Raw genomic sequence first — 13,441 nt, forward strand, 5'->3', positions numbered from 1 at the left:
GACCGGGTGGTTCCTGAGGCTAAGGCAATTGCTGCAAATGCGAGGCGTTTATGGATGAGCGGCCCGCCAGCCGCTCACCAGGGCTGGTCAGATCAGGCTTGCGGTCTGGGCGAGAGTGGCGAAGTTGTCGGCCATGATCGCCATTTCAGTCTGCTGAACATGTTCGGCGCTGAGAATCCCGCCTTTGTACGGCAGGTCGCGGGTGGCACAGGCGTCTTCAACCAGGGTGCAACGGAATCCCAGGTTCTTTGCCGCACGTACGGTGGTGCTGACGCTGGAGTGGCTCATGAAGCCGGCGACGATCAGGTCCAGGGAGCCCAGATCCTGCAGGCGCTTTTCCAGTTCGGTGCCGTGGAAGGCACTGGGCAGCAGCTTGCCGATGATGGTCTCGTCGCCTTGGGGCTCAAGGCCGGGGATGAATTCGCCGCGCTCGCCCTGAGGGTCGAACAGGCCGCCGACGGTGCCGAGATGGCGTACATGCACGATGGGCCGGCCGGCAGCGCGGGCCGCGGCCAGCAGTTGGCCGATGTTGGCCACTGCCTTGTCCATGCCGGACAGGGCCAGGGGGCCGCTGAGGTACTCTTTCTGGGCGTCGATGATCACAAGGGTCGCGTGGCTCAAATTGGCCGCTGCATAACCACGACCGCTGAGTTGAAACATCGTCTTTGGAACGGACATTCTGGGGCTCCTGTGAGTGGGGCTTTTGCGACATTGTCCTCTGGCGGAGCGCTTCTGTGAATCGCTACTAACGTAAGGTGCGCCGTTGTTGGCCTGCAGCCTTGTCAAGAGGGGCAAGGTATTCGGCTTCCCGGGCAAAAAGCGGCCTGTCGGGCGATTGTACGGCGATGGTTTTTCATTCGTCGTCGGCAGGCGCTTTGGCTGTTAGAATTGTCGGTCGTTTTTTCAGGAGTCTGTCCCGTGATCACTTCCCGCCTTCGCACCTTGCGTGACCATATCCGCTGGGCTGTCAGCCGCTTTCATGGGGAGGATCTGTTCTTCGGCCATGGTACCGACAACGCCTGGGATGAGGCCCGCCAACTGGTGCTGGGAGCCTTGCATCTGCCCTGGGAAATCGCCGACAGCTACCTGGACTGCGCGTTGGAAGACGACGAGCTGGTCCATCTTCAGCACCTGCTCAAGCGCCGTATCGAAGAGCGCGTGCCCACGGCCTATCTGTTGGGTGAAGCCTGGTTCTGCGGCATGTCGTTCATTGTTGACGAGCGTGTACTGATTCCCCGCTCGCCCATCGGCGAGTTGATCGAGAAACGCTTCGAACCTTGGCTGGGCACTGAGCCTGCGCGGATTCTCGATCTGTGCACCGGCTCCGGTTGCATCGGCATCGCCTGTGCCTATGAGTTCCGCGAGGCCGAAGTGGTACTGGCCGATCTGTCCTTCGAAGCCCTGGAGGTGGCCAACCAGAACATTGAGCGCCACGGTGTCGATGAGCGGGTGTTCACCGTTCAGGGCGATGGTTTCGATGGCTTGCCGGGGCAGCGCTTCGACCTGATCGTTTCCAACCCGCCCTATGTCGATGCCGAAGATTTTGCCGACATGCCGGACGAGTACCAGCATGAGCCCGAGCTGGGCCTGGCCTGTGGCGATGATGGTCTGAATCTGGTGCGGCGCATGCTGGCCCAGGCCGCTGATCACCTGACCGAGAAAGGCCTGCTGATTGTCGAAGTGGGCAACAGCCAGGTGCACGTCGAGGCGTTGTACCCCGAAGTCGACTTCGCCTGGCTGGACTTCGAACGCGGCGGGCATGGTGTGTTCATGCTCACCGCGGAGCAGTGCCGCGAGCATCAGGCGTTGTTCGCCGCTCGCGCCTGAGCCATTTGCCGGCCCGCGCAAGGCGGGCCTTGAGTCTTGAAGAGGTTGCGACTCAGCGGTGAGTCGCAATCCAGATCAGCAGACCCGCCTGGAATACCGCGAAGGCTACCAGGCAGGTGATGGTGAAGCGCAGGCCGGTGTCTTCACGTTTGTACTTGGTGACTTTCTCTTCCTGCTTGCGCAGTTTGACTTCCAGCTCTTCCAGGTTCTGCTCGGCCTGCTGGAGCATCTGCGCTGCTTCCAGTATCTCCACGAACTGCAGTTTCTCGGTGTTCCACTGGCTCAGCAGCTCGCCCACCTGGACATCCTTGACGCTGCCCTTGAGATGCTGGGCATCGGCATACACCACGTCGAAGCCCTGGGTGCGCAGCACATGATCGCGACGCAGGCGAGTGTCCTCATTGAGGGCGTCCTTGTTGGCGAGGTCAAAGCCGTCTACCCGGTAGTGCGGCCACTTCTTCTGTGCCCACTGCGCGGCCTGGGCCAGCAGGAAGCGTCCGATGCCACGGTTCAGCGGTTCGATCTGCAGCCCGCCTTCGGGTTCGAAGTGCACTCGGCGGGTTTCGTGCTCGACCCGGACATCCAGGTGATTCTGTTCCTTGCGCACCCGCTGGCCGGGCAGGCTGATGGTCATGCGCAGCAGGCTGTGCTCTTTGTTGTTGCGTTCGGCATAACCGAACTCGACAAAACGCAAAGGGCGTCCGCCGGTGGCGCGATCGGTCTGCAGGGGCGCCAGGCGCAGCATCTTATGATGCTCGGCCTGGACGTCCGCCCACGGCAATGGCGCCGCTTCCGGTACGGCAGCTTCCTGCTCGGTGGCGGGTGAATTCGAGGTGTCAGTCATAACGGCAAGTCCTGTCCAATCGCTGCGCGCCGACAGCAATCGAACGGCCGGCAAAGGCTTATCGGCCGTTTTTTTCAGGACTGGAGGGTAAAGCCGCCTAACGGGTGTGAAGTCCGTCAATAAAACTGATGATGGACCGGCCCAGTTCCGCCGCCAGGGGCAATTGCGGGTCCTTGTAGGAGGCCAATTGGCGTTTGAGATCGTTAGGCACGATACGCAGCACATGGTTCATGCCGTCGATCAAGGTCAGTTGAGCATCCGGTTTCGCCGCCTTGAGCACCCGGGCGTCGTCGACGCTGACCTGGATATCGTTGCTGCCCTGGATGATCAGTGCCGGCATTTTCAGATGGGCGAACGCGGCGGCCGGGTCCTCGCGGAACAGGGTGATCAGATAGGGTTGCACACTGGGGCGGAAGATCACTTGCAGTGCCGGCGGCACATCGTTGTCGACCTGACCGGCCTTGAGGCTGTCCAGCAGTTCATTGCTGCGTACCATCAGCGCCGGCGGCAGGCGATAACTCAGTTGCTGGCGCAGCACCTGATCCACAGGCCGGGCGGTGCCGGAGATGGAGATCACTGCGGCGGCATCCAGTTGGGCGGCGGCGAGGCTGGCGATCAGCGCCCCTTCACTGTGTCCCAGTACGATCAGTTGGCCCAGGCGCGGGTCGGCCTTGAGCTGCTTGCCCCAGGCCACGGCGTCGGCCACATAGGCGTCTAGGGTCAGGTTGCGTTCATCCGGGGTCGCCGCGAGGCTGGCAGCCACACCGCGCTTGTCGTAGCGCACGCTGGCGATGTTGTGCTTGGCCAGCACCCAGGCCAGGCGCTTGAGGCTGTCGTTGCGCCCGCCGTCGGGGTTGTTGCCGTCGCGGTCGGTGGGGCCGGAGCCGGAAATGATCAGCACCACCGGCACCGGCTGCGCAGATTTGGGCAGCAACATCGAGCCATACAGCTCGCCGTGTCCGGTCTCCAGGCTTACAGGGCGTTGCAGGACGGCCGCGTTGACCAGGCCGGTGAACAGGGAAAGGCTCAAGAGAAGGACTCGCAGCATCATCACGCCATCATGGATAAGGTGCCGGTTGGACTCGGGCAGGGGCAGAAGGTTCGAGGATGAACTAGTTGGGTAGCCTGCGTATACTTGCGCCCTTCAGTAATCCTGATTGAGTTATTTCGGCTGATTTCACGGAGCTCCCCGCATGTCCGGCAATACCTACGGCAAGCTGTTCACTGTCACCACCGCGGGCGAAAGCCATGGTCCGGCGTTGGTCGCCATTGTCGACGGCTGCCCGCCGGGCCTCGAACTGTCCCTGGAAGACCTGCAGCGTGACCTGGACCGGCGCAAGCCCGGCACCAGCCGTCATACCACCCAGCGCCAGGAACCCGATGAAGTCGAGATCCTTTCCGGGGTGTTCGAGGGCAAGACCACTGGCTGTTCCATTGGCCTGTTGATCCGCAATACCGACCAGAAGTCCAAGGACTACTCGGCGATCAAGGATCTGTTCCGTCCGGCTCATGCCGATTACACCTACCACCACAAGTACGGCATTCGTGATTACCGCGGCGGCGGTCGCAGCTCTGCGCGGGAGACCGCCATGCGCGTGGCGGCCGGGGCCATCGCCAAGAAATACCTGGCCAGCCAGGGCATCGTGGTTCGCGGCTACATGAGCCAGTTGGGCCCGATCGAGATTCCCTTCAAGACCTGGGATTCGGTGGAGGACAACGCGTTCTTCAGCCCCGATCCGGATAAGGTTCCAGAGCTGGAAGCCTATATGGACCAATTGCGTCGGGATCAGGACTCCGTGGGAGCGAAGATCACCGTGGTCGCCGAAGGCGTGATGCCTGGCCTGGGCGAGCCGATCTTCGACCGTCTGGATGCCGAACTGGCCCATGCGTTGATGAGCATCAATGCGGTCAAGGGCGTGGAAATCGGCGCCGGTTTCGCCAGCGTCGCCCAGCGCGGCACCGAGCACCGTGACGAGCTGACCCCGCAAGGTTTCCTCAGCAATAACGCCGGCGGCATTCTTGGCGGTATCTCTTCGGGGCAGCCAATTGTTGCCCACCTGGCCCTCAAACCGACGTCCAGCATCACCACGCCAGGCCGCTCCATCGATGTTGATGGCAATCCGGTGGACGTGATCACCAAGGGCCGTCATGACCCTTGCGTGGGCATTCGCGCCACGCCCATTGCCGAAGCGATGATGGCCATCGTACTGATGGATCACCTGCTGCGTCACCGCGGTCAGAATGCCGACGTGCGCGTCAGCACGCCGGTACTGGGCCAGCTGTAATGGCGGTTCTGCCAGTCGCTACGGTCTGATGACCGTGGCGGCGCTGCCGTACTGGCGGCTTTCGAGTTTCTACCTGTTCTATTTCGCCCTGCTGGGGTCGACGGCGCCGTTTCTGGCGCTGTATTTCGATCACCTGGGGTTTTCCAGCGCGCGGATCGGCGAGCTGGTGGCCATTCCCATGCTCATGCGTTGCGTGGCACCCAATCTTTGGGGTTGGCTGGGGGATTACACCGGCCGGCGCCTGGCGATCGTACGTTTTGGCGCGATCTGCACCCTGATCTGTTTTTCTCTGATCTTCGTCAGCAAGAGCTACGCCTGGCTGGCCATGGTCATGGCCCTGCACGCGTTTTTCTGGCACGCAGTCCTGCCGCAGTTCGAAGTGATCACCCTGGCGCACTTGCAGGGGCAGACCTCACGCTACAGCCAGATCCGTCTTTGGGGCTCCATCGGTTTCATTCTTGCCGTGGTGGCTTTGGGGCGTCTGTTCGAGTGGTTGAGCCTGGATATCTATCCCGCGGCATTGGTGGCGATCATGGGCGGCATCGTGCTCAGCAGCCTTTGGGTGCCCAATGCCCAGCCTTCGGTCCAGGGCGCGCGGCTGGCCGGGGAAGGCTTTGTCAAGCAGTTGCGCGGCCCCGGGGTATTGGCCTTCTATCTGTGTGTGGCACTGATGCAGATGAGCCACGGCCCTTACTACACCTTCCTGACCCTGCACCTGGAGCGCCTGGGCTATACCCGTGGCCTGATCGGCATGCTCTGGGCCCTGGGTGTGGTGGCCGAGGTGCTGATGTTCCTGGCCATGAGCCGGATTCTGGCGCGGTTTTCCGTACGCCGGGTGTTGCTGGCCAGTTTTCTGTTGGCGGCTTTGCGCTGGTTGCTGCTGGGCAGCCTGGCGGAGCATCTCGGGGTACTGTTGTTGGCGCAGGTGCTGCATGCGGCGACCTTCGGCAGTTTTCACGCCGCGGCCATCCATTTTGTGCAACGCAGCTTCGGTGCTCGCCAGCAGGGGCAGGGCCAGGCTTTGTACGCCGCCCTGGCTGGAACCGGAGGTGCCTTGGGCGCCCTGTATTCCGGCTACAGCTGGAACGCCCTGGGCGCCACATTGACCTTTAGTATTGCTAGCGTCGCCGCCCTGGCCGCAGCCGTTATCATTGCCACCCGCATGCAAGAGGAGTTGCCGCTATGAGCAGCCTGTCCGTCTACCACGTATCCAGCCCGGACCTGCCAAACAAGGTTCTGACCCACTTCGACGATATCGCTGCGACCCTGGCCGAACAGGGAGTTCGCTTCGATCGTTGGCAAACCTCGACGCGGATCGAGCCGGGGGCCAGCCAGCAAGAGGTGATAGCGGCCTATCAGGAGCAGATCGATCGGCTGATGACCGAGCAGGGTTATGTCAGCGTGGATGTGATCAGCCTCAACCGTAACCATCCACAACGAGCCGAGCTGCGTGCCAGTTTTCTCGACGAACATCGCCATGGTGAGGATGAAGTGCGGTTTTTCGTCGCCGGACGCGGGCTGTTTTCTCTGCACATCGACGACTACGTCTATGCCGTTCTTTGCGAAAGAAACGACCTGATTTCGGTGCCGGCGGGCACTGCCCATTGGTTCGATATGGGGGAGGAGCCGCATCTGGTGGCCATCCGCCTGTTCAGCAATCCCCAGGGCTGGGTGGCGAACCTGACCGGCGACGCTATCGCCAGTCAGTTCCCACGCCTGGACGATTGAGCGGGAAGCTCAACGTCAACGGGCCGGACACACGCAAGGTGGGGCCGGCCCGAGCAGGAAATCGAAGATCGCTTACGCGGAGTGGTAGGTCGGCAAGGCAAAGCGGTTCTGGCTTTGCAGCATGGAAATCTGCGGCAGTTCACTGGCCTGTTCGGCCAAATCACGACGAATTGCACTGATGACCCAGGACAGCTGGTCGGCGGCATGCAGCTGCGCGTAGGAAATCGAACGCTTGAACTGTTTGCCTTCGCTGTTGCGCAGGGTGAGCAGGATGCCGCCGTCGGGACGGGGTTGGGTGGTCACTTCGAAGTTGGAGAACAGGGAGGAAAACTTTTCTTGGATCAGGCTCATGTCTATCAGCTCCGTTAGCTCTTGAAGGGCAAGCGTGGAGTGATAGGTGCAGCGATTGTGCCAGTATTGGGTTTTTATAAAGTCTTTTTAAATCAATAGCTTAAAATCTAAAGAAAATTTCGGTTTCGTGCAAATTGCATGAATGGCCATCGTGCATCCTGCATTTTGCAGGTTGTCGGCGATTGGCGGTGGGCGTGGCTACAGCGTTATGACCGCTGGCCTCGAGAAAAAATTCAATCGTTTATGGACGGTCCTGGAGGGCCCTGGCGTAACTGGCGGGGAGATACAAAAGTTTGCAAAAACTCCGTGTACAGCCCTGCGGCGGCTGACGTATTTTCCAGCCAGTCACGCCGTTTCAACGCTGCCTCGGTACACCCGCTGAACAGGTTGGAAAGGTGTTTCTGCGACATGGAATGTGTTGTGGCGTGATCCCGCGATCCTGCCCGACGGATAATAAGAATATAGGACGCCCTCCATGAACGGTCCCACCGCACTATTGCCGGTGCTGTCAGCAGCACTGTGCTTGCCCTGCCTTTATTCCTTTGCGGGTGATCCCCGCAGTCTTCGCTTGCCGGTTGACGGACCCTGGGTCGCCAACCCCGGTTGAGCCATGTGCCGGCTGTTGCCAACGCCCGGCCGGCCTGGCCCGGGCACAGACCTTTGCTGTCGAACCGGAGCAACCATGAACAAGCACAAGAGCGACATGATCACCTGGGGCATGATGCTGCGAAAGGTGCCGTCCATTGCCAAGGCGCTGCCTCGGGTGGTGCGAGGCATGAAGGCGGGGAACATCGACAAGCCTGACCAACCCTGTGGACTGGGCTGGAGTTTCGAGCAGGCGACCCTGCGCAATCCCGAGGGGCCGGCCTTGTTGTATGGCGATCGGGTACTCAGTTACTCCCAGGTCAATCAGTGGGCCAATCGCATCGCCGCCTACCTGCGGGAACAGGGCATCGGCAAGGGCGATGTGCTGGCGATTTTCATCGAGAATCGTCCTGAGTTGCTGGTCACGGTGCTGGCGGTGGCCAAGCTTGGCGGGATCTGCGCGATGCTCAACACCGCTCAGACCCAAAGCGTGCTGGTGCACAGCCTGGAGTTGGTCAAACCGGTGGGAATCATGGTCGGCGGTGAGTTGCTGGCGGCTTTTTCCGCGGTGCGCGATCAAGTGGATATCGATCCGGCGCGCACCTGGTTCGTGGCCGATCAGGACACCTTCGCCGACCCCGGACCGACTCCGGACGGCCTGGCCAATCTGATGGCCGAGAGCGCCGGTTATCCAGCGGACAATCTGGTACAGGCCCAGCGCATCTTCTTCAACGACCCTTGCTTCTACATCTATACGTCCGGCACCACGGGCCTGCCCAAGGCGGGGATTTTCAAGCATGGGCGCTGGATGCGTACCTCTGCCGGTTTCGGCACCATCGCCCTGGATATGCAGCCCGGCGACGTGGTGTATTGCACCTTGCCGCTGTACCACGCCACCGGGCTGTGCGTCTGCTGGGGCTCGGCCATTACCGGCGCCTCGGGGTTCGCCATTCGCCGCAAGTTCAGCGCCAGTCAGTTCTGGGACGATGCACGTCGGTTCAAGGCGACGACTGTGGGCTATGTCGGTGAGTTGTGTCGTTACCTGATCGATCAGCCCAGCACTTCCCGGGATGCCGAGCATGGGGTGTTGAAGATGATCGGCAATGGCCTGCGACCAGGAGTCTGGAGCGAGTTCAAGCAACGTTTTGGTGTGGGGCATATCTGTGAGTTGTATGCGGCCAGCGACGGCAATATTGGTTTCAGCAATATCCTCAATTTTGACAACACCGTGGGGTTTTCCCTGATCCCCTGGGCGTTGGTGGAGTACGCCCATGATACCGGGGCGCCATTGCGCAACAGCCAGGGTTTCATGCAGAAAGTGGCCAAGGGTGGACAGGGCCTGCTACTGGCGAAAATCGACGACAAGGCGCCGCTGGACGGCTACACCGACCCGGAGAAGAACCTCAAGGTGATCCTCAAGGACGTGTTCGAGAAGGGCGACTGCTACTTCAATACCGGTGATCTGCTGCGGGACATCGGTTTCGGCCATGTGCAATTCGTTGATCGCCTGGGGGACACCTATCGCTGGAAGGGTGAGAACGTCTCCACCACCGAGGTGGAGAACATTCTCCTGGGGCACCCGCAAGTGGCCGAGGTGGTGGCCTATGGCGTCGAAATCCACAACACCAACGGCCGTGCCGGGATGGTGGCCATTACCCCGGCGGAGTCTCTGGCGACCCTGGACTTCAGCGCCTTGCTGCAGTTCGCCAGGCAGCAGCTTCCGGCTTATGCGGTGCCGCTGTTCCTGCGGATCAAGGTGAAAATGGACACTACGGGCACCTTCAAGTACCAAAAGAGCCGACTCAAGGAGCAGGCATTCGACCTCGAACGGGTCGGCGACGATCCGGTCTATGCCTGGCTTCCTGGGTCGGACACCTATGTGCAACTGACCCCGCAGATTTTTGCGGATATCCAGGGCGGGCGTCTGCGTTATTGATTCTGCCTATGGCGACTCTTGGGAAAAAAGGGATGACAGGCCGCGGCCGGCTTGGGGAAACTAGGGGCCTTTCCGATTGACCGAACCTGGAGTTTCCGATGACCGACAAAAGCCGCCAGATGACTGAAGACGAGGCCGCCCAGTTTGTCGAGCAGGTATTCAACGTGGCCCGCCAGGGCGATGCACAGATGCTCGACAAGCTGGCGGGCAGTGGCCTGCCGGTCAACCTGCGCAATCACAAGGGCGACACCTTGCTGATGCTGGCCGCCTATCACGGGCATGTGGATGCAGTGCAAGTGCTGCTCAAGCACAAGGCCGACCCCGAGATCCGCAACGACAATGGCCAGAGTCCGATTGCCGGCGCCGCCTTCAAGGGCGACCTGGCAGTGGTCAAGGCTCTGGTGGAAGGCGGAGCGCAAGTGGAAGGCTCATCTTTTGACGGTCGTACTGCGCTGATGATGGCGGCGATGTTCAACCGTACGGAGATCGTTACCTACCTGATCAGCCAGGGGGCCGATCCCAAGGCGAGGGATACCAATGGCGTCAGTGCCCTGGAGGCGGCCAAGACCATGGGCGCCGTAGACACCACCGCGCAACTGGAAAAGCTCCTGGCCTGAGGCCGAGGGGAAAGGGGGCGAGGGCGCACGGCCTGCGTCCCGGTGATAGGTCTGGCCGCCCACTTTAGGCTATTCTTCGCGCCCTCGAAATTTCCTTGCCTTCAGGATGCGCCCATGAAAACCACCCTTATCGAACTCATCAGCAAAATCAGCTCCGGGTGCATGGGCGACGACGAGATCCAGCAGATCGCCGATGAAGCGGCTCAGGCCTATGCCGACCCCCAGGGGTTCCTGGCGGCCAATCCGGACATCAACTACGACGACAGCTTCCCCATTCTCCTGGGCGAATGGGTGGTGGTGGGCAGCCTGCCGGAGACCGTGCTGTTTCAGGCTGACACCTATGTCGATCTGTTCGCCCAGATCGTTGCCTCTTTCGGCAAGGACGTGACCTTCAATATCAAACCCAAGCAGTTGGCCAAGATCGAAGCGCTAACGGCCTTGAATCGCATCCAGATCCAGATGGGCAGCATGAATCCGGAGAACGGCGGTTACGTGCTGATGAATTTCAGCCAGTTGCTGGATGACGAGCTGCAGATGGTGCTGGTCTACGGCAATGATGTACCTCGAGTGCTTGAACTCTGTGCCGAGGTCGGTATTGCCGCGGCGCCGGCCCTGGAAGCGCTGAAGATCGCTGTGCACGCCTGAATCCGCCGTAGCGGTGGAATAAAACGGAACCCTGATTCCGCGCGACTATCCTAAAGAGGCACACCTTCATTTGGGAGCGACACCATGGGTTCCACCTTCAATGGCCTGGTTGGCCTGATCATTCTGGCTCTGGATATCTGGGCCATCATCAACGTGCTGAAAAGCGGCGCCGAAACCGGGATGAAGATTATCTGGGTGTTGCTGATCATCTTCCTTCCCGTACTGGGGTTGATTATCTGGGCCATTGCCGGACCCCGAGGCAATGTAAGACTCTGAACCTGGACGTGTGACGAACAGACCCGGAGTCATTGCCGGCGAGGGAAAAGAAGGGCCGCAAGGCCCTTTTTTTGTGACTAAACATGCGTTGAACGAAATTTTCACAAAGTCTCTAAGACAATCCGCCCGCGCTTTTTACCCTGTCATCATCCCCTGCAATCTGTTGATCCAGAGCCATTGGTGGTGGGTTTGGCGGTACTGTCCACTAATCAATGGCAATGCCTCCAGTGATCGTGCAACATTTGCGCTCCGCGTATTCCCCTGTCGCTCAGGTGGCAATAAGAGGGCAGAACGCAGCTGTATTCTTGCAACTTAAACTTCCAATGGGTCCTAAAACGACATGGCAAACTCGGATGCCCTGAGTCAGCAGCGATCCTCGAATCGCCTGCTGCAACCGACCGTCAAATCCCATCTGGCCTACACGCTGCTGTGCGCGCTGGTCATGATGGTGATGTTTTCTTTGTTGCGCGTCGCGCTGTTGATCTACAACCGCGAGATGATTCTCGACACCCCGGCTTCGACTTTCCTCGAAGCGTTTGCCAATGGGCTGCGTTTTGACCTGCGGCTGGTGGTCTACCTCAGCGCACCGCTGGTGCTGGCCATGTTCAGTGCCCGGGCCATGGCGGCTCGTGGGTTGTTGCGCTTCTGGCTGACGGTGACCTCCAGCATTGCCCTGTTCCTGGGCCTGATGGAGATGGATTTCTACCGTGAGTTCCACCAGCGTCTCAACGGTCTGGTCTTCCAGTATGTGAAGGAAGACCCGAAAACCGTGATGAGTATGCTCTGGTACGGTTTCCCGGTGGTCCGCTACCTGCTGGCCTGGGCCGTGGGGACCTGGATCCTCAGCCTGGCGTTCAAGGGGGCCGATCGTGCCACTCGGCCTCGTGGGCCGTTCAGCGGTGGCAATGTCGGCACACGCCAGATTGCACCCTGGTATGCACGTATTGCGGTATTCGTGGTCTGCCTGCTGATCTGTGTGGTGGCTGCCCGTGGCACCCTGCGCCAGGGCCCGCCGATGCGTTGGGGCGATGTCTATACCACCGAATCGAACTTCGCCAACCAGCTGGGCCTCAACGGCACGCTGCAATTGATGGCGGCGGCCAAGGATCGGATGTCCGAGGATCGCACCAATATCTGGAAGTCGACCTTGCCCCAGCCGCAGGCTCAACAGACTGTGCGCGACATGTTGCTGGTGCCGAGCGACAAACTGGTGGATGGGGATATTGCCGCTGTACGCCGTAACTACACGCCGGATGCGGACAAGACCCTGCCGATCAAGAACGTCGTGGTGATCCTGATGGAAAGCTTCGCCGGGCATTCGGTGGGTGCCCTGGGACGTCCGGGAGAAATCACGCCGTACTTCGACAAGTTGTCCAAGCAAGGCTTGCTGTTCGACCGCTTCTTCTCCAACGGTACCCATACCCACCAGGGCATGTTTGCCACCATGGCCTGCTTCCCCAACCTGCCGGGCTTCGAATACCTGATGCAGACCCCGGAAGGCAGCCACAAGCTGTCCGGCCTGCCGCAGTTGCTCAGCGCTCGCAACTACGATGACGTGTATGTCTACAACGGCGATTTCGCCTGGGACAACCAGTCGGGGTTCTTCAGCAACCAGGGCATGACCAACTTCATCGGGCGTAACGACTTCGTCAATCCGGTGTTCTCCGACCCGACCTGGGGCGTGTCCGACCAGGACATGTTCAACCGTGGCCTGGAAGAGTTGAAGGCCCGGGAGGGCAAGGGGCCGTTCTATGCCCTGCTGCAGACTCTGTCCAACCACACCCCGTATGCGTTGCCAACGCCATTGCCGGTGGACAAGGTGACTAATCGCGGCAGCCTCAATGAGCACCTGACCGCCATGCGTTACTCGGACTGGGCATTGGGCCAGTTCTTCGAGAAGGCGAGCAAGGAACCCTACTTCAAAGAGACGCTGTTCGTCGTGGTCGGCGATCACGGTTTCGGCAATGAGCAGCAGATCACCGAAATGGACCTGGGGCGTTTCAATGTCCCGATGCTGATGATTGCGCCGGGCATCCAGGAAAAATTCGGCCAGCGTGACCACACCGTGGGCACTCAGATCGACATAGTGCCCACCATCATGGGCCGTCTCGGTGGCGATGTACTGCACCAGTGCTGGGGGCGCGACCTGCTCAACCTGCCGGAAGGCGACAAGGGCTTTGGCGTGATCAAGCCTTCGGGCAGTGATCAGACCGTAGCGCTGTTGACGGCGGACCGGGTGCTGGTATTGCCCAAGGAAATGCCGCCAAGGCTGTACAGGTACGAACTGGGTTCGGCACCGGGAGGCGAACTCATTCCCGACTCTGCCGATGAGCCGCAGCTCAAGCAG

The 13,441-nt window shown here is 60.5% G+C and carries 13 protein-coding genes; 9 read left to right on the forward strand and 4 right to left on the reverse strand.

Features of this window, described 5'->3' with window-relative positions; translation table 11 throughout:
* Positions 1–87: 87 nt before the first annotated feature.
* The gene (locus BLX41_RS24685) at positions 88–678 is read right to left on the reverse strand and encodes a cysteine hydrolase family protein (protein WP_016962781.1); all 591 of its coding nucleotides are present in this window, start codon (positions 676–678) and stop codon (positions 88–90) included.
* Between the two features lie 240 nt (positions 679–918).
* Here BLX41_RS24685 and prmB point away from each other — a divergent pair, with 240 nt between their 5' ends.
* Positions 919–1,827 (forward strand): 50S ribosomal protein L3 N(5)-glutamine methyltransferase, encoded by a 909-nt coding sequence (gene prmB / locus BLX41_RS24690; protein ID WP_102860813.1) that lies wholly within the window; start codon positions 919–921, stop codon positions 1,825–1,827.
* A gap of 52 nt (positions 1,828–1,879) precedes the next feature.
* On the opposite strand, the gene BLX41_RS24695 is transcribed toward prmB, so the two are convergent.
* Together BLX41_RS24695 and BLX41_RS24700 are read right to left on the reverse strand one after the other, a co-directional pair.
* Positions 1,880–2,671: a hypothetical protein gene (locus BLX41_RS24695; protein ID WP_123726994.1), complete on the reverse strand. Its 792-nt coding sequence runs from the start codon at positions 2,669–2,671 to the stop codon at positions 1,880–1,882.
* Positions 2,672–2,768: 97 nt separating this feature from the next.
* Complete coding sequence (locus BLX41_RS24700) at positions 2,769–3,722, reverse strand: alpha/beta hydrolase (RefSeq protein ID WP_123726995.1); 954 nt, start codon at positions 3,720–3,722, stop codon at positions 2,769–2,771.
* A gap of 142 nt (positions 3,723–3,864) precedes the next feature.
* Between BLX41_RS24700 and aroC the strand changes: the two genes are divergently transcribed.
* Genes aroC through BLX41_RS24715 form a run of 3 tightly spaced genes read left to right on the forward strand, consistent with a single transcriptional unit; the run spans position 3,865 to position 6,684 of the window.
* Positions 3,865–4,956, forward strand: coding sequence for a chorismate synthase (gene aroC / locus BLX41_RS24705; RefSeq protein ID WP_123726996.1), 1,092 nt, complete (start codon positions 3,865–3,867; stop codon positions 4,954–4,956).
* Positions 4,957–4,984: 28 nt separating this feature from the next.
* On the forward strand, positions 4,985–6,142 hold the full coding sequence (locus BLX41_RS24710; protein WP_185073757.1) for an MFS transporter: 1,158 nt from the start codon (positions 4,985–4,987) through the stop codon (positions 6,140–6,142).
* Entirely contained in the window at positions 6,139–6,684 is a 546-nt protein-coding gene (locus BLX41_RS24715) for a 1,2-dihydroxy-3-keto-5-methylthiopentene dioxygenase (protein WP_123726997.1), read from the forward strand. The genes BLX41_RS24710 and BLX41_RS24715 overlap by 4 nt, the downstream gene beginning before the upstream one ends.
* A gap of 72 nt (positions 6,685–6,756) precedes the next feature.
* Here BLX41_RS24715 and BLX41_RS24720 read toward each other — a convergent pair whose 3' ends face one another.
* Complete coding sequence (locus tag BLX41_RS24720; protein ID WP_019093389.1) at positions 6,757–7,035, reverse strand: DUF3509 domain-containing protein; 279 nt, start codon at positions 7,033–7,035, stop codon at positions 6,757–6,759.
* A 682-nt stretch (positions 7,036–7,717) separates the two neighbouring features.
* On the opposite strand from BLX41_RS24720, the gene BLX41_RS24725 reads away from it, so the two are divergent.
* The 5 genes from BLX41_RS24725 to BLX41_RS24745 all read left to right on the forward strand — a co-directional run.
* On the forward strand, positions 7,718–9,556 hold the full coding sequence (locus tag BLX41_RS24725) for a long-chain-acyl-CoA synthetase (protein WP_123726998.1): 1,839 nt from the start codon (positions 7,718–7,720) through the stop codon (positions 9,554–9,556).
* A gap of 98 nt (positions 9,557–9,654) precedes the next feature.
* Positions 9,655–10,173, forward strand: coding sequence for an ankyrin repeat domain-containing protein (locus BLX41_RS24730; protein WP_123726999.1), 519 nt, complete (start codon positions 9,655–9,657; stop codon positions 10,171–10,173).
* A 114-nt stretch (positions 10,174–10,287) separates the two neighbouring features.
* Positions 10,288–10,818 carry a hypothetical protein gene (locus BLX41_RS24735; protein WP_123727000.1) on the forward strand — a complete coding sequence of 177 codons (531 nt, stop codon included), beginning with the start codon at positions 10,288–10,290 and terminating at the stop codon, positions 10,816–10,818.
* An 84-nt stretch (positions 10,819–10,902) separates the two neighbouring features.
* Positions 10,903–11,094, forward strand: coding sequence for a PLDc N-terminal domain-containing protein (locus BLX41_RS24740; RefSeq protein WP_123727001.1), 192 nt, complete (start codon positions 10,903–10,905; stop codon positions 11,092–11,094).
* Positions 11,095–11,434: 340 nt separating this feature from the next.
* Positions 11,435–13,441: LTA synthase family protein (locus BLX41_RS24745; RefSeq protein WP_148059775.1), on the forward strand; the 2,007-nt coding region annotated here is incomplete at its 3' end.

The sequence above is a fragment of the Pseudomonas protegens genome (assembly GCF_003732485.1).
Classification (GTDB): Bacteria; Pseudomonadota; Gammaproteobacteria; order Pseudomonadales; family Pseudomonadaceae; genus Aquipseudomonas; species Aquipseudomonas protegens_B.